Below are 436 nucleotides of genomic sequence, written 5' to 3' on the forward strand. Positions count from 1 at the left end.
AATCGATAGCGCGTAGATCAGGAAACCACCGGCATGGCGGCCGACGAAGCTGGCGTCCGGCGGCGCCACCTTGGTGGTGACCCAGGCCAGGATCACCATGAAGAACAGGAACTGCAGCCCGCGCGTCGGCACGCCAAGCATGACATGCCCGCTCCCCGGCAGCGCGATCGCCGCGCCGAGCACGAGATACGGATTCGTCGGAGCAGGGGAGGCGGTTCTATCGGTCATGCGGCCTGCCGTTTGCGCTCGTTGATCGCATCGCGAAGCGCCGAGGCCGACTGCAGCAGCCTCTCGATCAGCGCCGGATCGAGCCTGACGTCGCCGAATGCGACCTGCCGGAACACGCCGTAGCGCGCTCGTTCGGCTTCGGCGAGCAACCAGACGATGCGCACGCCCTTCGGTGTGACCAGCAGTTCCTTGGCGCGTCCTTCAGCAA

1 protein-coding gene and 1 pseudogene are annotated in these 436 nt (G+C 66.3%); both read right to left on the reverse strand.

Annotated features, from left to right (window positions below):
• The coding region (locus tag EN745_RS35705; protein ID WP_127423368.1) for a hypothetical protein at window positions 1-228 on the reverse strand (228 nt) is incomplete at its 3' end.
• A pseudogene (locus tag EN745_RS35710) lies at window positions 225-436 on the reverse strand (hypothetical protein); the annotation flags it as partial. The gene EN745_RS35705 and the pseudogene EN745_RS35710, both read right to left, overlap by 4 nt.

Source organism: Mesorhizobium sp. M4A.F.Ca.ET.022.05.2.1 (assembly GCF_003998845.1).
Lineage (GTDB): Bacteria > Pseudomonadota > Alphaproteobacteria > Rhizobiales > Rhizobiaceae > Mesorhizobium.